This window comes from Georgenia deserti (assembly GCF_042680605.1).
Classification (GTDB): Bacteria; Actinomycetota; Actinomycetes; order Actinomycetales; family Actinomycetaceae; genus Allobogoriella; species Allobogoriella deserti.
The window spans coordinates 98,317-119,657 of record NZ_JBHUEE010000003.1 but is presented as its reverse complement, the minus strand read 5'-3'; the positions used below and the strand labels follow the sequence as shown (position 1 = coordinate 119,657).

Annotated in this window: 20 protein-coding genes; 2 read left to right on the top strand and 18 right to left on the bottom strand. The window is 68.9% G+C overall.

Going from position 1 to position 21,341, the window contains the following annotated elements:
• Window positions 1-11: 11 nt before the first annotated feature.
• Together ACFSE6_RS07350 and ACFSE6_RS07345 are read right to left on the bottom strand one after the other, a co-directional pair.
• Window positions 12-1,292: an MFS transporter gene (locus ACFSE6_RS07350; RefSeq protein ID WP_388004337.1), complete on the bottom strand. Its 1,281-nt coding sequence runs from the start codon at window positions 1,290-1,292 to the stop codon at window positions 12-14.
• Window positions 1,293-1,426: 134 nt separating this feature from the next.
• Complete coding sequence (locus ACFSE6_RS07345) at window positions 1,427-2,749, bottom strand: Nramp family divalent metal transporter (protein WP_388004334.1); 1,323 nt, start codon at window positions 2,747-2,749, stop codon at window positions 1,427-1,429.
• A 120-nt stretch (window positions 2,750-2,869) separates the two neighbouring features.
• Here ACFSE6_RS07345 and ACFSE6_RS07340 point away from each other — a divergent pair, with 120 nt between their 5' ends.
• Complete coding sequence (locus ACFSE6_RS07340) at window positions 2,870-4,699, top strand: gamma-glutamyltransferase family protein (RefSeq protein WP_388004331.1); 1,830 nt, start codon at window positions 2,870-2,872, stop codon at window positions 4,697-4,699.
• A gap of 84 nt (window positions 4,700-4,783) precedes the next feature.
• Here ACFSE6_RS07340 and ACFSE6_RS07335 read toward each other — a convergent pair whose 3' ends face one another.
• Window positions 4,784-5,038: a hypothetical protein gene (locus ACFSE6_RS07335; RefSeq protein WP_388004328.1), complete on the bottom strand. Its 255-nt coding sequence runs from the start codon at window positions 5,036-5,038 to the stop codon at window positions 4,784-4,786.
• Window positions 5,039-5,041: 3 nt separating this feature from the next.
• Window positions 5,042-6,787, bottom strand: coding sequence for a phosphoglucomutase (alpha-D-glucose-1,6-bisphosphate-dependent) (gene pgm / locus ACFSE6_RS07330; RefSeq protein WP_388004325.1), 1,746 nt, complete (start codon window positions 6,785-6,787; stop codon window positions 5,042-5,044).
• A gap of 114 nt (window positions 6,788-6,901) precedes the next feature.
• Between pgm and ACFSE6_RS07325 the strand changes: the two genes are divergently transcribed.
• Window positions 6,902-7,255: a rhodanese-like domain-containing protein gene (locus ACFSE6_RS07325; RefSeq protein WP_388004322.1), complete on the top strand. Its 354-nt coding sequence runs from the start codon at window positions 6,902-6,904 to the stop codon at window positions 7,253-7,255.
• 226 nt (window positions 7,256-7,481) lie between these two features.
• Here ACFSE6_RS07325 and ACFSE6_RS07320 read toward each other — a convergent pair whose 3' ends face one another.
• The 14 genes from ACFSE6_RS07320 to ACFSE6_RS07255 form a co-directional block, all read right to left on the bottom strand.
• Window positions 7,482-8,369 carry a sugar phosphate isomerase/epimerase family protein gene (locus ACFSE6_RS07320; protein WP_388004319.1) on the bottom strand — a complete coding sequence of 296 codons (888 nt, stop codon included), beginning with the start codon at window positions 8,367-8,369 and terminating at the stop codon, window positions 7,482-7,484.
• Entirely contained in the window at window positions 8,366-9,559 is a 1,194-nt protein-coding gene (locus tag ACFSE6_RS07315) for a dihydrodipicolinate synthase family protein (protein ID WP_388005007.1), read from the bottom strand. The genes ACFSE6_RS07320 and ACFSE6_RS07315 overlap by 4 nt, the downstream gene beginning before the upstream one ends.
• Window positions 9,560-9,651: 92 nt before the next feature.
• Window positions 9,652-10,815, bottom strand: a complete 1,164-nt coding sequence (locus tag ACFSE6_RS07310; RefSeq protein ID WP_388004316.1) for a Gfo/Idh/MocA family protein — start codon at window positions 10,813-10,815, stop codon at window positions 9,652-9,654.
• A gap of 213 nt (window positions 10,816-11,028) precedes the next feature.
• Window positions 11,029-11,934, bottom strand: a complete 906-nt coding sequence (locus ACFSE6_RS07305; protein ID WP_388004313.1) for an ABC transporter permease — start codon at window positions 11,932-11,934, stop codon at window positions 11,029-11,031.
• Complete coding sequence (locus ACFSE6_RS07300; protein ID WP_388004310.1) at window positions 11,931-12,884, bottom strand: ABC transporter ATP-binding protein; 954 nt, start codon at window positions 12,882-12,884, stop codon at window positions 11,931-11,933. Before ACFSE6_RS07300 ends, ACFSE6_RS07305 begins: the two co-directional genes overlap by 4 nt.
• Before the next feature lie 131 nt (window positions 12,885-13,015).
• Entirely contained in the window at window positions 13,016-14,257 is a 1,242-nt protein-coding gene (locus ACFSE6_RS07295; RefSeq protein WP_388004307.1) for an RNA polymerase sigma factor, read from the bottom strand.
• A gap of 217 nt (window positions 14,258-14,474) precedes the next feature.
• A complete protein-coding gene (locus ACFSE6_RS07290) occupies window positions 14,475-14,810 on the bottom strand; it encodes a YciI family protein (RefSeq protein WP_388005004.1) in 336 nt (111 codons plus the stop codon).
• Between the two features lie 5 nt (window positions 14,811-14,815).
• Window positions 14,816-15,190 (bottom strand): YciI family protein, encoded by a 375-nt coding sequence (locus tag ACFSE6_RS07285; protein WP_388004304.1) that lies wholly within the window; start codon window positions 15,188-15,190, stop codon window positions 14,816-14,818.
• Window positions 15,191-15,269: 79 nt separating this feature from the next.
• Window positions 15,270-15,950, bottom strand: a complete 681-nt coding sequence (locus ACFSE6_RS07280) for an RraA family protein (RefSeq protein ID WP_388004301.1) — start codon at window positions 15,948-15,950, stop codon at window positions 15,270-15,272.
• Between the two features lie 20 nt (window positions 15,951-15,970).
• Entirely contained in the window at window positions 15,971-17,077 is a 1,107-nt protein-coding gene (locus ACFSE6_RS07275; protein ID WP_388004298.1) for an Ldh family oxidoreductase, read from the bottom strand.
• A 40-nt stretch (window positions 17,078-17,117) separates the two neighbouring features.
• Window positions 17,118-17,792 (bottom strand): GntR family transcriptional regulator, encoded by a 675-nt coding sequence (locus tag ACFSE6_RS07270; RefSeq protein ID WP_388004295.1) that lies wholly within the window; start codon window positions 17,790-17,792, stop codon window positions 17,118-17,120.
• 43 nt (window positions 17,793-17,835) lie between these two features.
• Window positions 17,836-19,053: an enolase C-terminal domain-like protein gene (locus tag ACFSE6_RS07265; RefSeq protein ID WP_388004292.1), complete on the bottom strand. Its 1,218-nt coding sequence runs from the start codon at window positions 19,051-19,053 to the stop codon at window positions 17,836-17,838.
• A gap of 12 nt (window positions 19,054-19,065) precedes the next feature.
• A complete protein-coding gene (locus tag ACFSE6_RS07260) occupies window positions 19,066-20,037 on the bottom strand; it encodes an aldo/keto reductase (protein ID WP_388004289.1) in 972 nt (323 codons plus the stop codon).
• A 12-nt stretch (window positions 20,038-20,049) separates the two neighbouring features.
• Complete coding sequence (locus ACFSE6_RS07255) at window positions 20,050-21,180, bottom strand: ADP-ribosylglycohydrolase family protein (RefSeq protein WP_388004286.1); 1,131 nt, start codon at window positions 21,178-21,180, stop codon at window positions 20,050-20,052.
• Window positions 21,181-21,341: the final 161 nt, after the last annotated feature.

Genomic DNA, 21,341 nt, shown 5'->3' with positions numbered 1-21,341 from the left:
CGCGGTTGGGCTCAGAATCCGGAGTCCCGGCCGGCCCCGTCGGCCCCCGGTTCCGTCTCGGCCGGAGTGTGCTGTCCCGGCAGCTCCACCGCGGCGCCGCGGTCCTGGGCACGTAGCACGGGAGCGAGCGCGAGCGCCGCCAGCACGGCCGCGGCGCCGCTGACGGCGAGCACGGCGAAACCGCCGGTCGAGCCCGAGGTGTCCACCAGCGAGCCGGCCAGCGCCGAGCCTGCGGAGACGCCGAGGTTGATGCCGGTGTGCAGCCACGCGAGTCCTTCGGTCAGGCGCCGCCGGTCGACGAGGTGCTGGACGAGGGTGTTGCCGTTGATGATCGTCGGCGCGATGGCCAGCCCGGTGACGAGCATGACGGCGCCCATCACGAGAATGGAATCGACCAGGAGGAACAACACCGCCCCGAGGCCGAGCACGCTGACCGTGGCCAGCAACCGCCGCCACGCAGGCCCGAGCCAGGTGTGCGCCCCGTAGGCGAGGCCGGCGAGGAACGAACCGAGTGCGAAGACCCCGAGCAGTGGGCCGGCGGCACCGGCGCGGCCCAGTTCGTCGGTGAAGGAGACGACGGCGACCTCGGAGGCCCCGAAGATGCCGCCGACGAACATGAACACCACGACCAGGCCGAGCACGGCTGGTGATCGGATGACCGGCGCGCCCGGTTGCGGGTCCTCAGCGGTACGCGGGTGCGGAGCGGGCTCGGTGCCCCGCAGTGCCAGGAACGTGAACCCGCCACCGACGAGGAGGATCGCGCAGGTCGCCGTCGCCGACCACGGGGCGACGCTCGTGGCCAGCGCCGTGGCCACCACCGGCCCGACGACGAAGGTGAACTCGTCCAGCGAGGACTCGAGCGAGAAGGCACGGTGCAGCTGGTGCGGTGTCTCGGTGACGTTCGTCCACCGTGCGCGCACGAGCGAGCCCATCGACCCGGTGGTCAGCCCCGCCAGCACGGCGCATCCGTAGATGACCCACAACGGTGCGGCGTTGACGGCCGCCACGATGAGGGCGACGAGGGCGAGCGCCGAGACGGCGAGTGAGGGGCGCATCACTCTGGCCTGGCCGAAGCGGTCCACCAGGCGGGACAGCTGAGGCGCGCCGGCGGCCTGGGAGAGGACGTACGTGGCCGAGACCGTGCCGGCGGTGGTGTAGGACCCGGTCAGCTCGGAGAGCATGAGCACGATCCCGATGGACATCATCGGCACCGCGAAGCGGGCGAGCAGCCCCGCCGCGGAGAACGCCAGCGCCCCGGGCAGCGCGAGGACTTCGCGATAGGGATTGCGCACCGGCCGATTCTTCCAAACGCGCCGGCGTCCGGGCGTCCGGAAATCCCCGGTCAGGGCGCCACACAGCTGTGGGGTCGGCCACCACGTCCGGCCGCCGGGTCGATACAGGCGACCTCCGATGCCGTCGGCGCCGGTCAGGCCTGCTGGAAGGCTCCGATGAGCTGGTCGACGCCCAGCCAGACGAACAACAGCGCCACAACGGCCAGCAGCGTGTTCCCGAGCCAGCCGTTGCGCCACTGCTGCGGCATGGACGAGCTGTTGAGCAGCCCCAGCAGGGTGATCGCCAGGAACGGCATGAACAGCGCGCCGAGCGCGCCGTAGGCGATGACCAGGCCGGTCGGCTGACCGAGCAGGAACAGCAGCATCGGCGGGAAGGTCAGCCACGCGACGTACCACTTGAAGTACCGGCCGCCGGTGCGCAGGTCCGGGTGCCCGGACGGTAGGCCGCGCAGCGTGCCGACGAAGTCGGCGAACATGAGCGAGACGCCGTTCCACACGCCCACCAGGGAGGAGAAGGCTGCGGCCCAGAAGCCGACGAGGAACACGGTGCCGATGACGTCGCCGTACCGCTGCCGGAGGACGTCGGCGAGGTCGACCAGGCCGGACTGGTCGGTCGAGATGGCCAGGTTCGCGCTGTAGAGGAGTTCGACGCCCATGACCATGACGGCGATGACGAAGATGCCGGTCACCACGTACGCCATCGTGTTGTCCAGGCGCATCACCTTCATCCAGCCGGCGGCGGCCCAGCCCTTCTCGCGGAGCCAGTACCCGTACGCGGCGAGCGTGATGGTGCCGCCGACGCCGCCGGCGACGCCGAGCACGTAGACGACGGCGCCGTCGGGCACCTGGGGGATGAGTCCGGCGAGCATGGCCGGGACGTTCGGCAGCGCGAACAGCGAGATGCCGACGACGATGACCATCATGAGCAGCACCAGCGAGCTCACGATCCGCTCGAAGGTCTTGTACCGGCCGAACCAGACCATGAGGAAGCCGAGGACGCCGGTGCCCGCGGCGACGATGTTGCGGTACGTCGCCTCGTCCAGCCCGTCGATCGGGATCAGTTCGACGACGGGCAGCGCGGCCGACGTCATGGCCGAGGCGCCGTAGACGATGCCCCAGATGACGATGTACGGCCCGAAGTACCAGGTGGTCCACCGGCCCAGCGACCGCCAACCCTGGAAGATCGTCAGTCCGCTCGCGAGCGAGAACCGGCCCGCGCCCTCGACGAGCAGGATCTTCATGAGCACGCCGAGCACGACCGCCCACAGCAGCGCATAGCCGTAGTTGGAGCCGGCGGTGAGTGTGGCGACGAGGTCCGCTGCCCCGACGCCGGTGCCGGCCACCACCAGGCCAGGTCCGATGACCCGCCACTTCTTGACCGAGATCAGCTGCTCGCCGGTCGCGGGCGAGTCGTCCGGCTGATCGGCGTCCGCACGGGACGGCGTCTCCTCGCTCACGGGCCCTCCATCGTCGTCGACAGCGCGGGCGGCGCCCGCCGGAACGTGCGCGGCAGTGAACCACATCCGCGCAGCGATATGCACGCCGCCGTCCGATATCCGTCTCGTTAGGGTCGGACCATGCCCGACGCCTTCACACCGCCGCCGTCCTTCACCACCCGTCCCACCCTCCGGGGGACCTTCGGAATGTCGGCCTCGACGCACTGGCTCGCGACCGGGACGGCGCAGTCGGTCCTGGAACGCGGCGGCAACGCTTTCGACGCCGCCGTGGCCGCGGGGTTCGTCCTGCATGTCGTCGAGCCGCACCTCAACGGGCCCGGTGGTGACATGACCGGCGTCTTCGCGACGGCACGGGAACCGGGCCGGGCCACGGTGCTCATGGGGCAGGGTCCGGCTCCGGCCGGCGCAAGTGTCGAGCACTACCGCAGCGAGGGACTCGACCTGGTGCCCGGTTCCGGTGCGCTGGCCGCCGCCGTCCCCGGCGCCGTCGACGCCTGGCTGGTGCTGCTGCGCGACCACGGCACCTGGGAGCTCGCCGACGTGCTGACGCCGGCGATCGACTACGCGCGCAACGGGCACCCGGTGCACGACCGTGTTGCCGCGACGATCGCGCAGATGCGCGAGCTGTTCGAGACCCGCTGGCCCACGTCCGCGGCGGCGTGGCTGCCCGGTGGCCGCGCGCCGGCCGGCGGTGAACTGATCCGCAACGAGGCCTACGCGCGAACGTTGAACCGGCTCGTCGCGGCCGGTCGCCGGCCGGGAGTGCCGGACGCTCGGCCGGCGCGGGTGGAGGCGGCGCGTGCTCAGTGGCGGACCGGATTTGTCGCCGAGGAGGCGGCCGCGTTCGCCGCAGCCCCGCACTGGCACGCCGACGGCGCCGACCACGCCGGCGTGCTGACCGCCGAGGACTTCGCGGCGTTCGAGGCCGGATACGAGCCCGCGGTCACCGCCACGTTCCGCGGGTACACCATCGCGAAGACCGGTGCCTGGGGGCAGGGTCCGGTGCTGCTGCAGATGCTGCGCATCCTCGACGGGTTCGATAATGACGCCCGGCTCGACCCGTCCACGGCGCTCGGTGCGCACACGATTCTCGAGACCCAGAAGCTGGCGCTCGCCGACCGGGACGCCTATTACGGCGACGACCCCGACGTCCCGCTGGAGACGCTGCTCTCCGCGGAGTACGCGGCCGAACGCCGCGCCCTGATCGGCCAGGAGGCCTCCGCGGAGATCCGGCCGGGCGCGATCGGTGGACATACCCCGTTCCTGCCGCCGCAGATCGTGCACGACCCGACGTCCGCCGCCGGCACCGGGGAGCCGACCGTGGCCCCGGTCGCGGCGTCCGGCGCCGCCGACGGCGTGCGACGCGGCGACACCTGCCATCTCGACGTCGTGGACCGGTGGGGCAACATGATCGCTGCGACGCCCTCGGGCGGTTGGCTGCAGTCCAACCCGTACATCCCCGAGTTGGGTTTCTGCCTCGGCACCCGTCTGCAGATGACGTGGCTCGAGGAGGGGGCGCCGTCCACGCTCACCCCCGGCAGGCGGCCCCGCACCACCCTGACCCCGACGTTGGTGCTGCGCGACGGGCGGCCGGTCATCGCCGTCGGTACCCCGGGCGGCGACCAGCAGGACCAGTGGCAGCTGCTGTATCTGTTGCGCACGATCGTCGGCGGGTACAGCCCCCAGCAGGCCATCGACGCACCGGCCCTGCACACCACGTCGAACACCGGCTCGTTCTGGCCACGCACGCGCGTGCCGGGCGGCGCCGTCGTCGAGGACCGTCTCGGCGAGGAGGTGATCGGCGAGCTGGAAGAACGCGGGCACCGGGTGACCCGCGCCGGTGACTGGAGCCAGGGCCGGCTCTCGGCCGTGACCCGCGACCCGGACACCGGAGTGCTCGGCGCCGCCGCCAACCCGCGCGGCGCCCAGGGCTACGCGGCCGGTCGCTGACCTGCTGCCCGACGGCGCGGCCACCCCCGGGTCGGGCGATTTGCGATGACGAGGCCGGACCGTCCTGCCTCAGCGCCGTCGGTGTCAGTCGCGGCAGCGAGCGCGCCGTCTGCCGAGCCGGTAGCCGACAGTGCCAGCCAGCACGGCGAGCCCCAAGGCAGACGCCGCCATCGCCCACAGGTCCGTCCGGTCCATGACCATGACACCGGACGAGAACGAGGCGCCGGACAGTGGCGTGTACGCCGTCCAGCCGGCGCTCGCGGGCGTGACGAGCGCAAGAACCAGCCCGGCGACGAAGATCGCCGCTCCGAGGAGTCCGAGGAGCGTGGAGCGGCGCATCGGTCAGCCCTCGAGCGCGGCGTCGACGACCTGCTTGGCCTCGGCCTGGACCTGGGCGAGGTGGTCCTCGCCGCGGAAGGACTCGGCGTAGATCTTGTACACGTCCTCGGTGCCGGAGGGGCGAGCGGCGAACCAGGCGCTCTCGGTGGTGACCTTCAGCCCGCCGATCGCCTCGCCGTTGCCCGGCGCCTCGACCAGCCGGTCGACGATCGGCTCACCGGCCAGCTCGTCGGCGGCGACGTCGTCCGGTTGCAACTGCTTCAGGCGTGCCTTCTGCTCCCGTGTCGCCGGAGCGTCGATCCGGGCGTAGGCGCTCTGGCCGTAGCGCCGCACGAGGTTTCGGTGCAGCTCACTGGGGTTCATCCCGGTGGTCGCGGTGATCTCCGAGGCCAGCAGGGCGAGCAGGATGCCGTCCTTGTCCGTGGTCCACACGCTGCCGTCCTTGCGGAGGAACGAGGCGCCCGCCGACTCCTCACCGCCGAACCCGACCGAGCCGTCGAGCAACCCCGGCACGAAGTACTTGAAGCCGACCGGCACCTCGATGAGGCGGCGGTCCAGCCCGGCCACGACGCGGTCGATCAGGGCGGAGGAGACCAGCGTCTTGCCGATGGCGGCGTTCGGCCAGTCCGGCCGGTACTGGCACAGGTACTCGATGGCGACGGCGAGGTAGTGATTCGGGTTCATCAGCCCGCCGTCGGGGGTGACGATGCCGTGCCGGTCGGAGTCGGCGTCGTTCCCGGTGGCGATGTCGTAGGGCAGGGCGGTGCCGTCCGTCGTCGGAAGGGTGCGCAGGTCCAGCCAGGTCGATCCGGCCGGCAGCTGTTTGGCCGCCTCGAGGTCGGTGGCCATGACACGCCGCAGCGAGGCCATGGCGTTCGGTGAGGAGCAGTCCATCCGGATCTTGCCGTCGGTGTCGAGCGTCATGAAGCTCCACCGCGGATCGACCTCCGGGTTGACCACCGTCAGGTCGAGGCCGTACCGCTCGGCGATCGCGGCCCAGTACTCCACCGACGCGCCACCCAGCGGGTCGGCGCCGATCCGCACGCCGGCCGAGCGGATGACCTCGAGGTCCAGCACGTTGACCAGGTCGTCCACATAGGCGCTGAGATAGTCGTTCTTCCGCGTGGTCTCCGCGGCGAGAGCCTGCTCGAACGGCACGCGTGGGATCTGCTTCCAGCCCGCGCGCAGCAGCTCGTTCGCCCGGTCCGCGATCGCCGACGTCGCGTCCGACCCGGCCGGTCCGCCGTGGGGTGGGTTGTACTTGAAGCCGCCGTCCCGCGGGGGGTTGTGCGACGGCGTCACGACGATGCCGTCGGCCAGGCCCGGGCCCTCGGTTCGCACGCCGCCGCTGGTGCCGGCGCCGTTGTCGCGCAGGATCGAGTGGGAGACGGCCGGGGTGGGCGTCCACGAATCGCGGGCGTCGATGCGGATCTCGACATCCGCCGCGGCGAGCACCTCGATCGCGGTGCGCCAGGCCGGCTCGGACAGCGCGTGCGTGTCCCGGCCGAGGTACAGCGGCCCGTCGTAGCCCTGGCTGCGGCGGTACTCGACGATCGCCGCCGTCGTCGCCGCGATGTGTGCCTCGTTGAACGCGTTGTCCAGGCTGGATCCGCGGTGTCCCGAGGTGCCGAAGACGACCTGCTGGGCAGGATCGTCGGGTTCGGGCTCGCGGTCGTAGTAGGCGGAGACGACCTCGCCGACGTCGATGAGGTCCTCGGGCTGGGCGGGCTGGCCGGCGCGCTCGTGCATGGTCTAGATCCTGCCACCCAGCGGCACCCTGCGGCACGGGCAGGCAGGTGCCGGTGCGGTGCGCGAGCGACGACGTGGCAGGCATGGGGCGATGCGCTGTCCTACGCTGATCTCATGGCTCTGCCCGAGACCCCTGGTTCGGACGTTCCGGTCAACGAGCTCGACCCCGAGCAGCCCGTGCCCCCGGGTTACGTGCTCCTCGACGTGCGTGAGCAGGAAGAGTGGGACGCCGGCCACGCTCCCGGCGCCGTCCACATCCCCATGGGTGAACTCCCGGCGCGGATGGACGACATCCCCGAGGGAGAACTGCTGGTGGTCTGCCGATCCGGCGGCCGCTCCGCGCGGTCGGTGCAGTGGCTCAATCAGGCCGGCTTCGATGCGTACAACGTCGCCGACGGCATGAAGGGCTGGCAGCGCTCCGGGCTGCCGGTCGAACGCGCCGACGGCGGCGAGCCCGAGATCATCTGACATCGATCCTGGCCGGATACCGAGAGCGGTCTGGGTCGAGTTCCTCCGGTCTACGCTCACCTGCGGTCGATCGTCGACGGTCTCGCCGCGACTGGAGGCAACGCGAGTGCCGCAGCGCGGGAGAACCGGTCCGCAATCTCGGTCACTGCCGGATCGCCGTTGTCGTCGTGCGGTCGGGAGTCTCGGCTGTCCATCGCATCCGTGACTTCGAGGCGCCCGCGCGAGCTCACAGATACGGCCGGACGTACCTCGCGTAGCGCTCGCCGACCGTGCGTGCGGTGGCCACCGGCTCGTCCGCCCAGATCTCCTCGTTGAAGATCTCCGTCTCGACGTCGCCGGTGTAGCCGGCCCCACTCACCCAGGCCGAGATCGCGGCGAAGTCGACGTAGCCGTCGCCGACGTGCCCGCGCGAGTTCAGCGGCTCGGCGGCCAGCGGCAGGATCCAGTCGCAGATCTGATAGCTCGCCAACCGGCCCTCGCGCCCCGCCCGCGCGATCTGCTCACGCAGCTGCGGGTCCCACCACACGTGATACGTGTCGACGACGACGCCGACGGTCTCGGCCGGGAACGGCTCCGCGAGGTCGAGAGCCTGACCGAGGGTGGAGATCACCGCCCGGTCCGCGGCGAACATCGGGTGCAGCGCCTCGAGCACGATCCGCACGCCGTGCTCGGCGGCGAACGGCACGAGGTCGGCGATCCGGTCCGCCACACGCGCGCGGGCCGCGACCAGGTCCCGATCGCCGGGTCCGGCGTCCGGCCGCGGCCCCTGCCCTGGAGCGCTCACCGCCGGCAGGCCGCCGACGACGAAGATCAGCTCGCGCGTCCCCACGGTGGCGGCCTCCACGATCGCCCGCCTGTTGTCCTCGAGCGCGGCGGCGATCCCCGCCTCGTCGGCGGCGGTGAGGAAGCCGCCGCGGCACAACGAGGAGACCCGGAGTCCGGCACCGGCGACCGCCCGCGCGGCCTGCTCGGCACCGGCCTCCTGGACCTGGTGACGCCAGAGGCCGACGGCGCCGAGCCCGGCAGCGGCCGCGGCGTCGACGAGCTCGGTCAGGGACGCGTGCTTGACGGTCGCGCTGTTCAATGAACAGCGGCTCAGGTCGGCGGCGCTCATGCCGCGACTCCGTTGGCCGTGACCCCGCTGGTCGTCAGGAACGCCTCGAGCCGCGTGGCCGCGGTCTCCGGCTCGAGCAGCATGCCGCAGTCGTCGGCCAGCCGGACGAGCTCGACGAGGTGCGGCAGTGACCGGCCGGCGTGGAGCCCGCCGACGAGTTGGAACCCGGGCTGCAACCCGTTGAGCCAGGACAGGAACGCCACGCCGGTCTTGTAGAAATAGGTCGGCGCGGCGAAGATGTGCCGGCCGAGCGGCTCGGTCGAGGCGAGGATCGCGTGGCCACGGGCTGCGCCGTCGTCGTCACCCGCCGCGGCGGCGTCGAAGGCCTGCAGCGCGGTGGACGCGGCCGGGTAGATCGCCGAGAAGATGCCGAGCAGGGCGTCGGAATGGCCCTGGTCGTCCCCCGTGATGAGCTCGGGGTAGTTGAAGTCGTCCCCGGTGTAGAGGCGGACCGGTGAGCCGTCGAGTGCCGCCAGTGCGCGGCGCAGCCCGATCTCGTGCTGAGCGTCGAGGAGCGAGACCTTCACCCCGTCGACCCGGCCCTGGTGCGCGCGGATCAGGTCCAGGAACGTGCGTGTGGCGGTCTCGACATCCTCCGAACCCCAGTACCCGGCGAGGGCCGGGTCGAACATGGTGCCCAGCCAGTGCAGGATCACCGGCCGGTCGGCCTCGGCGAGCACGGCGTCGTAGACACGGGCGTAGTCCTCGGCGGAGCGGGCGACCTTCGCCAGGGCACGGGAGGCCATGACGATGACCTGGGCACCGGATTCCTGCACCACGCGGACCTGCTCGCGGTAGGCCTCGACGACGGTGGACAGTCCCGCCTGACCGGACTCGACGGTGCCCGGATCGAGCTGGTCGGTCCCGGCCCCGCACGCCACCCGCGCCCCGACCGATGCCGCCTCGGCGGCCGAGCGGCGCACGAGCTCCTGTGTGGCCTCCCAGTCCAGGCCCATCCCACGCTGGGCGGTGTCCATCGCGTCGGCGACGCCGAGGTCGTGCTCCCAGATGCGGTGCCGGTAGGCGAGCGTGGCGTCCCAGTCGACGGCGGCGGGGGAGCCGGGGGTGTTGTCCGCGCCGACCAGCGGGATCACGTGCGCGGCCGCGAAGGCGACGCGGGAGGTGATCGGTCCGTCCGGCTTCGTCCACGGACCCGGCGCGTTGAGCGTGCGGGTCTCGACGTCGACGATGCGCGTCTTTCCCGGTGCGCCCTCGAACCGGGGGAGTCGGACCGTGACGCCGCTGGGGTTCAGCGCCGGCGCGACCGGCGTGCTCGGGGCTCTCACAGCGTCACCTCCGGGATCGGCACCGTCCGGCCCTCGGCGGAGGACTGCAGGCCCAGCTCGGCGAGCTGGACACCGCGCGCGGCTGAGAGCAGGTCGTACCGGTGCGGGCGGCCGGCGACGGCGTCACGCAGGAACTCTTCCCACTGCAACTTGAAGCCGTTGTCCAGCTCGGCGTTGGCCGGGACCTCGAGCCACTGGTCGCGGAACGGCTCGGTGGCGGGAAGGTCCGGGTTCCACACGGGTTTGGGGGTGTGCGCGCGCTGTTGGGCGACGCACCGGCGCAAGCCGGCGACGGCGGAGCCGTGCGTTCCGTCGACCTGGAACTCGACCAGCTCGTCACGGAAGACCCGGACCGCCCAGGAGGAGTTGATCTGGGCGACGACCGGATCACCGTCCGGGGTGGTGACGTCGAAGATCCCGTAGGCGGCGTCGTCGGCCGTGGCGGGGTACTCCTGGCCCTGCTCGTCCCACCGGGTGGGGATGTGGGTGACGGCCTTGGCGGTCACCGAGTTCACGGTGCCAAGGATCCCCTCGAGGACGTAGTTCCAGTGGCAGAACATGTCCACGGTGATGCCGCCGCCGTCCTCCTTGCGGTAGTTCCAGCTCGGCCGCTGCGCGGGCTGAGTCTCGCCCTCGAAGACCCAGTAGCCGAACTCGCCGCGCAGCGAGAGGATCCGGCCGAAGAAGCCCTCGTCGACCAGGCGGCGGAGCTTGACCAGGCCGGGCAGGTAGAGCTTGTCGTGCACCACGCCGACCGTGACGCCGGCCTCCTGCCCCAGCCGGGCGAGCTCGACGGCCTCGGCCAGCGTCTCGGCGGTGGGCTTCTCGGTGAAGACGTGCTTGCCGGCGCGCATGGCTGCGGTGAGGGCGGCCGGGCGGCGGGAGGTGACCTGGGCGTCGAAGTAGATGTCGACGTCCGGGTCGGTGATGACCCCGTCGGTGTCCGTGGTCCAGTGCTCGACGCCGTGCAGCTGGGCGAGCTCCCGCAGCTTCTCCTCGCGCCGGCCCACCAGGATCGGCTCCACCTGGACCTTCGTGCCGTCGGCCAGCTCGACGCCGCCCGCTTCACGGATCGGCAGGATCGAGCGGACGAGGTGCTGGCGGTAGCCCATGCGGCCGGTGACGCCGTTCATGGCGATGCGAAGCGTGCGGGTGCTCATGTGCGGTGCTGCTCTCTTCGTCGAGTCGGAGCAGGTCGGGGCCCGACCTGCGGGAATGCGCTTTCCCCAGCGTAGCGGTCCCTCCCGCGCGGCTGTCAACACCGGCCAGGCCAGTTACCCAACACCGCCGAGAGCGGACAGATGAGTCAAGAGCGGACGTTCGAACGTCCGCTCTTGACTCACCTGTCCGCTCTCGGCAGCGGTGCGGTGCCGTCAGGACACGTCGCGCCGGGTCACCAGGAGCACCGAGCCGACGAGCGCGAGCACCGCCCAGGCCACGACGGTCACCGCTGCCCGGTCGCCGGCGACGACGTCCAGCACGCCAGGCGTGCCGTTCGACTCGGCCCCGATGATCGAGCCGACCAGAGACCCCGCCGCCGTGCCGGGCAGGACCGCGGTGAGCGCCTCGACCCACGACAGCAGCGACCCGACACCGCGCAACAGGTTCTCGACCACCAGCGACCAGACGAGCCCCAGTCCGACGGCCAGCGCGGGCCCACGGGCGAGGGTGCCGAGGAGGTAGCCCACCAGCGCCCACATCTCGAGGACGGCGAAGCCGGCGGCGAACGCCTGGGCGATAGATCCCAGTTCGGGCCAGGTCATGGCCTGAGACTCCGTGGTCGCGATGAGGCTCGACAGCCCCAGGAAGAGTGCGAAGGTCACCGCCATCGTCAGCACGACGACGACGGTCAGCGCTGCCAGTGAGCCCCCGACGCCGGAACCGCGCCGCACCCCTTGGGAGAACACGGTCTTCCACGTGCCCCAGCCGTAGCCGTTGCCGGCGATGAGGGCGCCGAGGACCATCATCAGCGCGCCGCCGAACATCGGCATGCCCTGCAGGAACACATCCGGGACCGCCTCCGGCATCATCTCCGCCAGCAGGGCCTGGTCACTCGCCACGCCGTCGCCCGGTCCGACGGTCCCGTCACCGGTGTAGGACAGGTAGGTGAAGAGGTAGCCGAACAGCACGCTCATGGTCATCCAGGCCCCCAGCGTGACCCAGACGGCGGGCCAGCGGCGTAGCCGGAGAAGCTCGGCGCGGGCGCTGCGGGCGATTCCGCCTGCCAGGCCGGCGCCGAGTGCCGGAGCGGCGGCGGGAGGTGTGGTGGTCGCGCTCATGACACGAGCTCCTTGTTATCACGTGCCGCCTCGGATGCGGGGTCGGCGGCGGGCCGGTGGAGGCCTGCGGTCATCTCGAAGAAGACCTCTTCGAGGCTGCGTTCGACGACGGCGATCTCGCGGACGTCGACACCGGCCGCCACGAGCGCCCGGGTGAGGTCCGGTGCGGCGTCGGCAGGCAGGTCGGAGACCAGCCCGTCCGGGGTGTCTCGGACCGACCGGTCTGCCGCTGCGCGGGCGACGATGGCGCGTGCCGTCTCGACGGGGGTCGCACGCACGCGGAGGGAGACGCCGCCGCGCATCTCCGCGACGGTGGACTCCCGCAGCAGGCGGCCGTCGTTGATCACCCCGACGCGGTCGCAGATCTGCTGAACCTCGGCGAGCAGGTGGCTGGACAGCAGCACGGTCTGTCCGTCGCGTGAGAGATCGACGATGAGGGCGCGCATGTCCGCCATGCCGGCGGGGTCGAGCCCGTTGGTCGGCTCGTCGAGGACGATCAGTTCGGGGTCGCCCATGAGTGCGGCCGCGACGCCGAGCCGTTGCTTCATGCCGAGGGAGTAGCCCTTGAACCGGTCATCACCCCGTTCGGTCAGGTCCACCCGGTCGAGCACCCGCTCGACCTCGGCGTCGCCGAAGCCGCGGTGCCGGGCCAACGTGCGCAGGTTGGCGCGGCCGGACAGATAGGGGAAGAACCCGGGACCCTCGATGAGGGCACCGACGGTGCCGGGCGGGTGCGGCCGGCCGGCGGGCCGACCGAGGATGCTCGCGGCACCGCTGGTCGGGCGGACGAGCCCGAGCAGCATGCGCAGCGTGGTGGTCTTGCCGGCCCCGTTTGGGCCCAGGAAGCCATAGACCTCGCCGCGGCGGACGGTCATGCTCACGGCGTCGACGGCGACCCGGTCGCCGTAGCGCTTCGTCAGTTGTCTGGTGGTGGCTGCGTTCTCGCTCATGAATCCCACGGTCCGCGCCCCGGGCCGTGCCGGAATCCGCCCGGGTGCGACTCGTGGCCTACGCAGGCGGACGTAGCCGGGCACCGACCGACTGCGTCGCGCGAGCGTCGTACCTTGTCAGCGGGGCCGGATCAGAGCGGCCCGGTCGACGACGGTCCTGCGCCGAGCCGATCCCGCCGACTGATCAGGTGGTCGCGTTCCGCCTGGTTCGCGCACACGGCGATCGCTGCGTCGAGGGCACGGATCGCGGCGTCGGTCTCGCCCGCTCGCGCGAGGAGCTCACCACGGGCGGCCGGCAGCCGGTGGCCGGGCAGGGCGATACCCTCCAACGCCTCGAGACCCGCACGCGGCCCGGCAACCTCGGCGAGCGCCACCGCGCGGTTCAACCGGACGACGGGGGAGTCACCCAGTCCCAGCAACTCGTCGTAGCGCTCGACGATGCGGTGCCACGCGGTGGCCTGCTGGCTCGGGGCGACGGCGTGCTCCGCGGCGATGAGGGCCTGGACCAAGTACGGCGACGCCGGCGTCGTGGCCAGTGGCGCGAGCAGGTCGAGCGCCTCGGCGATCTCGTCGTGGCGCCACCGCGAGCGGTCCTGGTCCGGCAGCAGCACCAGGCGGCCCTCGCGCACGCGGGCGTCGCGGCGTGAGTGCTGCAGCAGGAGCAGTGCCAGGAGTGCGTCCAGGTCCCCCGCGGCGTGGTCGGGTGGCAGTACGTCACGCAGGACCCGCAGCAGCCGGATAGCCTCGCCGGCGAGCTCAGCGCGCAAGACGTCCGGCCCTGACCCGGGTGCGTAACCGGCGGTGAAGGCGAGATAGGCGACGTCGGCCACAGCGGTGACCCGTCCGGCCAGGACCGCTCCCGTAGGGACCTCGAACCGGGCGCCGCTCAGTTTCTTCCGTGCGCGCGTCAGCCGCGCCGCCATGGTGGAGGTGGACTGCAGGAAAAGTCGTGCGATGTCCGCCGTCGGCACACCCAGGACCAGTCGCAACGTCAGCGCCGAGGCGGCCTCGCGGGAGAGGGTCGGGTGTGTGCACAGCAGCACCAGCCGCAACCGTTCGTCCACGATCTCCTCGCCCGTGTCCGCCATGACGCGCTGTGCCCCGGCGGTGACGTCGGCGTCCACAGCAAGCAACGGCATGCGGCGGACGAGGACCTCCTCGGACCGGAGCCGGTCGAGGACCCGGCGCCGCGCGGCCGTGAGCAGCCACGCGGCGCCGTTGTCCGGCTCGCCCTCGGCCGGCCAGGTCCTGGCCGCAGCCTCGAAGGCGTCGGCGAGGGCGTCCTCGGCGAGGTCGAGACGCCGGTACCGCGCGACGAGCAGGGCCAACAGCCGGCCCCACTCCTCGCGCAGCAGGTCCTCCAGCCGAGTCATCGACGCGTCCGGCTAGCGACACTCACTCGTGCTCGTCACTCCTAGTGTTGGGTGGTCGGGGTTCCTCACACTCCGTTCATTCCTCACTCGTGCTCGTCACCCCTCGGGTTGTTGGTCGGGGTTCCTCGCACTCCGTTCGTTCCTCACTCGTGCTCGTCACCCCTGGTGTTGGGTGGTCGGGGTTCCTCGCACTCCGTTCGTTCCTCACTCGTGCTCGTCACCCCTCCGTGGTGGGGCGGATTTCGACCGTGATGTGGTCCGCCAACAGATGAGCGAGGTCGACAGCGGTGTCCATGTCAGGCACATCGATGACGTAGAAACCGCCCAGCTGCTCGACCGTCTCGGCGTACGGTCCTTCGGTGACCGCCCGCTCGGGCCCCGGCTGCAGCGTGCGCGCCGTCGACGGGTCGGCCAGCCCCTCGCCGGCGACCACCTCACCCCGTTCCCGCACGGCGGCGGCGAACGCCTTCAGGCTGGCGAAGAGCCGCTCGCGTTCCTCCGGTTCGGCGCTGTTCCACTTCGTGTAGTGGTCCGCCTCGACGAGCTGGATCATGAACCTCACGGCGTGGTTCCGTCCTCGTGGTCCACGGCCGCGCGCACCTCGACGGCGCTCTCGGCCCCGACCAGCACGCGGCAGATCTCGAGGAGGTCGTCGAGGTCGTCGGACTCGACGAGGTACAGCCCGCCGAGCTGCTCGACGGTCTCCGCGTACGGGCCGTCATGAACGGCGACGGACCCGTCGTCGTCGGGCCGCAGATGCTTGCCGGTGCGGGACGGAGTCAGCTCGGCGCCACCGGTGATGGTGTGACCACGCTCGGCGAGCAGCCGGGCGAACTCCTCGTGCTTGGCGTAGGCCGCGGCCCTCTCCTCGGCGGTGGCGTTGTCCCAGACGGACTCGTCGCCCGGCAGGAGGACGACGTACGTGGTGGCCATGATGTGTTCCCTTCCGTGTGGAGTCTGGCATCTCCATGACGTGCGGGAAGCACCGGGATCGACAGCTGGCTACTGGGAATCAACGGGCCGCTGGTACTTCGCGGATGGTGAGCGAGGCGTCAATCCACGACCGATCCCACGAACCAGTGGAGATCGCTTCGCTCTCGGCTTCCTCGGCCAATCGTTTCGCTTCGGCAGCGGCGATGATCTCCTCTGCGCGCGAACGGGGGATGGTGGCGATTCCGTCCTCGTCTCCGATGACTAGGTCGCCATCAGCTACAGCTACGCCTCCCAGCGAAACACGGCATCGCAAGTCACCCGGTCCGTCCTTGTACGGCCCAAGATGGCTGACGCCGGCCGCAAAGACTGGCGGCGCGGACTTGTCGAGAGCGGACCGGTCACGAACGGCGCCGTCGACCACTAATGCTGCGATGCCACGAGAGGCGGCGTACTGGCCCATGAGGCCGCCCAGAATCGCTCGATCACGCTGGCCACCTGCTGCGACGACAAGGATCTCGCCGGGGCGAGCGATATCGAGTGCTTTGTGCACCACAAGGTTGTCCCCAGGTCGAGTACGAACAGTGAATGCCGGGCCAACGACGACCTGCCCTGATGGCAGGCCTGCGATAGGCGAAATTCCGGCAGCGCCGGCCCAGCGTCCGAAGACGTCAGAGACCAACGACGTCTCCAGTCTTCGCAGACGATCGAGCAGGTCGCGCGCGGGCATCTCCGCGGCCTGATGCAACACGCATTCGGACATTGGGAATCTCCTTCGATCTGCTATTGCGGCGTTGAGGCAAGTCGCGGTTCACTTCCGACCTCTAACGCCAACGCGTTAAGGTCGGAAAGCACATTCACAGGCAATTGGATCCCATCGGTTCGTGCGCGCTCGTACGCACGTTCCTCAACCTCGCCGGGCAACAGGACGTTCTCGAACCCTTCAGCAGGTGGAAGGCCGTGAACGCGCTGCGCGAACTGGTCGACGTACGGAAGGAATGCGGCACTGCCGACCCAGCCATCCGGATTGAGCGCGATGAAGAAGTGACCCACGCGTTGTGGGCGGGACCAGTCTTCGTACATGTCCCCGATGTCGTCGCCACAGACCCCGCCGACCATCGCTCCCGCGATGAGGTCGACCATCATGGCAAGACCGGAACCTTTGGGACCTGCGAAGGGGGTTACTGAGCCGGCGAGCGCAGCGGAGGCGTCAGTGGTTGGTCTGCCGTCTACGTCAATGGCCCAACCCTTCGGGATGGCCTTGCCGAGCTGATTCGCGAGGAGAATCTTCCCGCGGGCCGTGGCGCTTGTCGCCATGTCCACCGTGATGGGCTGGCCCTCGGCGCGGGGCACCGCCAGACTAAGCGGATTGGTACCTACCGCGCGAGTTCGGCCCCCGTAATAGACCATCGTGACTGGCGCGGTCGACATCGCGATCGCGACCAGACCCTCGCGCGCTGCCTGACGCGTGAAGTACGCAAGCGTTCCGCAGTGGTTCGAGTTCGAGACTCCGACAGCGCCGATCGCACCTTCCTTGGCGCGTGACATTGCAAGTCTGATTCCGGCGTTGGCACCGGCGTGTCCGACGGCGTTTCTCGCGTCGATATGTGCGCTCGCGCGGTCTTCGCGCACCACGACCGGCTCCGCGGCACCATTCACCATGCCAGCAAGCAATCGTTCCGCGTAGATGCGCGTCCTGGCGACACCGTGAGAAGATATGCCGCGCGCCTCCGCGTCTACGAGAGATTCGGCAACGACTGCCGAGAACTGACTTGCGAGACCTGCGCTGCGCAGCACGGCGGCGCAGTGCTCGGTAAGGTCCTCGAGGGGCACCGCCTTTGCTGAGATGCCCGACGCAACCTCGCGGACACTCGCAGATCTCTCTGCCATTCCATCTCCTGTTATCGTTGATTCGTTCTATGGCCTGTCGCTAACCCGTCGTCTGCTGTCGCAGGTGCCGAATCATCAGCTTTTCGCCCGTGCTTAGATGATTAACTAGTTCGGTGCGCGCACGCCCAAAATCGCGGTCGGCAATGGCCTGTGTAATGGCGCGATGTTCTTCGAGTGTCTCCTCGATGCGGCCAGACGTCGAGCCGATTAGGAAGTATCTTCCTCGATTGATGTGGCTCTCAATGATTTCGTAGAAGTGCCGGATCCGGCTGTTCCCGCTGCAATCAACGAGTGATTTGTGGAACGCGTCGTCGCAGGCGAAGTATTCCTGGTAGCTTCCCGAAGGGATCGGATGTGTGTAGTCGCGGAAGAACGATGCTATGTAGTCCATCTTTTCGGCGTTGCCGGCCGCTTCAAGTGCGTCTAGCCCGACCGGTTCCAGCAACTTGCGCAGCTGGAACACCTCGCGGACGTCTTGCTCCGTGAAGTGTGTGACGGCCCAGCCCGATCGCCCTCTCGGCTCAACAAGGCCGGCCTCCTTGAGCCGGTGAAGAGCCTCTCGCACCGGAGTTCGACTCACCGCGAGTGACTCAGCAAGCTGGCGGTCGCTCAAAGACGCGCCACCAGGCAGCTCGCCGCTAATGATGGCAGAGCGGATCGCTTCGAGGGTCCGGTCGCTCAGCGGAACCGTTTCGATTCGCCCGAGTGAGGTCATCCCGATCTCCTTAGGTCGACTGAATGCTAAATGCAGCATACCGTCAGCTACTCGGATTGGCCCAACGTTCGTTTGGCACTAGCGGGTACCAGTCGGGGCGATGCGGGTCGCGGTCGTAGGTGTAGTTGCCAACTTCCCGAAAGTGCTCGGCGTACTTTTGCATCCGGTCATGATCGAGTTCGACGCCGAGCCCAGGTCCGGTGGGTACTTGTATGGCACCATTCTCATACTTCATCTTTCCGCCAGCGATGATGTCGTCAACGAGATGGTGGTAATGAGTATCTACCGCGAAGGGAAGGGCCGGCAAAACCGCACCGAGGTGCAACATCGTGGCGAGCTGGATGCCCAACTCTCCCGAGGAGTGCATTGCTACGGAAAGCTGGAATGTCTCACATACACCAGCCGCTTTGATGCAAGATCGAATCCCGCCCCAGAACGTAGTGTCGAGCAGGATCACGTCAACGGCTGGATGTAGCACGTTCGTGGCTAACTGTTCGAAGTTCACTACAATGGTGTTCGTCGCCAACGGGATTGCTACATTCTCGCGGACCCGCCGCATTCCATTAAGTCCCCATGTCGGATCCTCGAAGTAGTCGTTACGCAGGTGCTCGATGGCTTTGCCGAAGCGGATCGACTCCTCAACACTCAGGACGGCGTTCGGGTCGTAGCGGAGCCCGTCGGATGGAAACGCTTCTGCTAATGCCTCATAGCATTGTTGCTCGTAGCGTGGAGGAAAGACGCCACCTTTGAGTTTGTGCGTGCGGAATCCGTGACGTTGTCGAAGGTCAGACGCCTGGGAGACGAGCTCCTCCGGGGTGCGGATTTCGCCTGTCCCATCGTCATTGGCATAGCGAAAGAACAGGTAGGAGCCGAACTCGACCCGGTCTCGTAGCGTTCCTCCCAAGAGCTGCGACGCCGGCAGATCGAGGTACTTACCCATAATGTCGATGCACGCGAACTCGAGCGCTGAGTGAAGGCTAGTGCGATTGCTGTATAGCGCTGCCGTCGGGTTCAAGAGTTTGAATCGCATTGCCTCCAAGTCGAACGGATCGTGGCCTTCGAGGTACTGCTTGAGACCGAGGAGTGCCTCCTCCGTGGCCGGGCCCGCGCCGCGCAGTTCTCCGAGTCCGGTGATGCCCTCATCGGTGTCCACCTCGACGATGGTCCGGACGAATCGACCCCAGTGTCCCCCGTTGGCGTGCCGCAACGGTGCCTCGAGAGGAACGGCGACCGTCGTAGCGCGAATGTCGGTGATCTTCATGTGACTCCCCGGTCAGCGGTTGTAGTCGGGGGCGGCGCCGCGAAGGTCCGACCAGACCTCGTCGCATGCACTCATCGTGTCGGCGCCGAGCGTTGTGCTTTCGACTGCTGCCAGGTTTGACCTGAGCTGGTCGAGATGCGACGCACCGAGGAGGAGTCCGTGGGCGAGCGGGCGTGAGTTTAGCCAGCCGTATGCAAGTTCGATCAGGGTGACGCCGGCATCTTCGGCGATCAGACGTAGTTGCTCGACCGCTCTGAACTGAGCGGTGTTCCAGTACCGGTCGCGGTATCTCGGCTTGCTGAATCGGGTCCCGGCGTCCGGTGGTGAGTCCTGCTTGTGCTTGCCAGTGAGAAGGCCGCCCGCGAGTGGGTTGTAGGTGATGTTGGTCAGTTCTAGGCGCTCGGAGCATGCCGCATACTCGGCTTCGATCCGGCGGCCGAGGAGGTTGTACATCGGCTGCGAGATCCGAACTTCGGGCCAGCCGTGGATCTTCGCTAGGTAGTGCATCTCGGTGATCTGCCAGGCGGCGAAGTTCGACTGACCTACGAATCGGACCTTTCCCGAGCGGACGATCTCATCCGCGGCCGCCAACGTTTCTTCGATCGGGGTACGCCAGTCCGGCCGGTGGAGGTAGTAGACGTCGATGTGGTCCAACCCGAGTCGCCGCAGGCTCGCGTCGACGGCATGGTGTAGCGCCTTGCGCCCGAGACCCGCCAGCGACGGGTCAGCTTGGTCGACGTGGCTACCTGCTTTGGTCGAAACGACGACTTCGTCGCGGAATGGCTTGATGATCTGCCCCAGCATCTCCTCGGACGCCCCATTGGCGTAGTTGTTCGACGTGTCGAACATCGTGACGCCGGCCTCGCGGCAGGTATGAACCATCTGTGCGGCTTCACCGACGTCGACCTGTGTGCCGAACGTCATCGTGCCGAACACGACGCGGCCCACGGTCAGGTCCGTCCCGGCGAGCTTGATGCGTTCCACGAAGCGCCCTCCTTATGCGATCTGGGATTCGATGAGTTGTACGCGTTCTTTGTTGTCGCGGGTTGTGTTGAGGAGGGCCTCGTATAGTCCGCGTGCGCTCTCTTCGGGGGTCCGTCGAGATACGGTGTACGGGTCGTTCTTGACTTGCTCGGTGACTGTGGTGAGCCAGCGCTCGGGAATTTCTGCGATGCCGCGAAGCGCAGCTGACCAGCCTCCGGCGATGTAGGCGCGGCAGTCGGTGTCGCGGCCCATGTTGACGGCCTGGATGATGGCGTCTTCGACGTGGCCGCCGGAGGTGTGGAAGATTGCCATTCCCGAGGAGAGGAGCTCGACGGCGTTGGACATCCAGCGGCCCTGGTACTTGTCGTTGAACAGGGGGCGGAGGTCTTTCCAGTCGGAGGCATCGCGAGCCCACTCAAGACCGGCTTCGACTTCGGCTCGCGGTACGCGCGTGAGCTGGCTGAGTGCGACTTCGGTGACGTCGTCCACGGTGGCGTGGGGTTTCATCGCCTCGGCGGTGCCTGCCGCGATGGCGGCGGCCACTTCTAGTGCGTAGTTGTCCCGTGGGCCGCGCACATCCTTCAATCTCCCCAGGTCGAGGGCATCGAGGGCGGCTTGGCGGGGGTCGCACGCGTTGATGACGCCGACCGCAATCATCATCTTCGATGTGCCGATCATGCCCGGGAAGGTGGCGTATCGGCCGGTCTCCCAGGGCCAGACTCCAGCCTTGAGTCCGTAGTAGATGACCTGGTCTTGCGGGCCGAGCAGGTACCCGAAGTGCTCCGGATTGATGTCTCGGAGCCATACCCGCGCGAGGTCCTCGACGGTGATCCGACCGCCCTTTTCGATGATCGCCGTGACGGCAAGGCGGTAGCGCTCGTGCCCGTCTTCGCTCTGGCCTGCGGGCCGGTCGTGAACATGCCACACGAACGGCGGCCCCCACTCCTGTTCCATGCGGGCGTCTCCATTGTCGAGCCGTTTACCCCAGGAACTGCTCTTCGCTCGCTGCGGTAGCAGTTCGGTGACGAGTCCGTACTGCTCCTCGATCTGGGTCCAGCTCAGCCCTTCGACCACATCGCCCATGGAGTTGGCGATCGTGGTCGCCGCCTCGACCCCAAAGACCTTGTCAAACAACGTCGGCATGCGTCCGTCCTCTCGTGATCGTGAAGCCGCGGATAAGCGAGTCACGCTTGAACTGCATGTGCCGCGATCTGGGATTCGATGAGTTGTACGCGTTCTTTGTTGTCGCGGGTTGTGTTGAGGAGGGCCTCGTATAGTCCGCGTGCGCTCTCTTCGGGGGTCCG